This is a genomic window from Calothrix sp. CBUCES-K 9914, from assembly GCF_059640475.1.
This window is the reverse complement of record NZ_JBXXZH010000560.1, coordinates 1-801: the sequence shown is the minus strand read 5'-3', so window position 1 is coordinate 801 and position 801 is coordinate 1. Positions and strand designations below refer to the sequence as shown.

Here is an 801-nt window from a genome sequence, read left to right as displayed (position 1 = left end):
AGGTATCTCGACAATGGCATTCAACCTGAACGGTTTCAACTTCAACCAATCAGTAATTGACAGTCAAGGTCGCGTAATCAACACATGGGCAGACATCATCAACCGTGCGAACCTCGGTATGGAAGTAATGCACGAGCGTAACGCTCACAACTTCCCACTTGACTTAGCTTCTGGCGACGCTGCACCAGTAGCATTAACCGCACCTGCAATCAACGGTTAATCCTAGTCGAATAACCAACGCTTAAGCGCTCCCTTTACAGGGGGCGCTTTTCCGCATGTCTATAAAGAGATGTTAAGGCGCCCGCATGGATTTCACGATGCAGTGGTGATGGTTGATAGTGAAGAGAATAATTTGACATTTAAGCGAATGCTTATCTATACTAAAAATAGATAAGCATTCGCTTAAGTGTTGTGTACGCATGAGTAGATTTGTTGCCAGTGCTGTTCCTTCGTTAAAAATTATTGCGGTTAACAAGATTGAAAACGCTCACGTTCCTTAATTTGTAGAGGAGAAGTATTCAATGGAAAATATGACGATTGATAATCTGGAAGAAAAACTGCGGCAGGCCATGCTCACCAGTGATGTTTCCGCACTGGATGAACTCATTGCCGACGATCTAGTTTTTACAATGCATACAGGTCTGGTGGTCAACAAGCAATACGACCTCCAAGCGCACCGCTCTGGAATCTTTAAGTTCACGAAGTTGGATATTAGCGACCGTCAAATCCATTCCTATGCAATACTGCTCGGTTAAGCGGGAGCATAGCCTAAAATAAAGAAAAGTTTGTTCGCGTTAGAAA

The 801-nt window shown here is 43.7% G+C and carries 1 protein-coding gene and 1 pseudogene; both read left to right on the top strand.

Translation table 11 applies throughout. The annotated features are described in order from the left end of the window. Window positions 1-220, top strand: a pseudogene (locus tag AC2JBO_RS45075) (photosystem II q(b) protein); the annotation flags it as partial. Window positions 221-521: 301 nt separating this feature from the next. Beyond that, window positions 522-755, top strand: coding sequence for a nuclear transport factor 2 family protein (locus tag AC2JBO_RS45070; RefSeq protein WP_496960110.1), 234 nt, complete (start codon window positions 522-524; stop codon window positions 753-755). Window positions 756-801 lie beyond the last annotated feature (46 nt).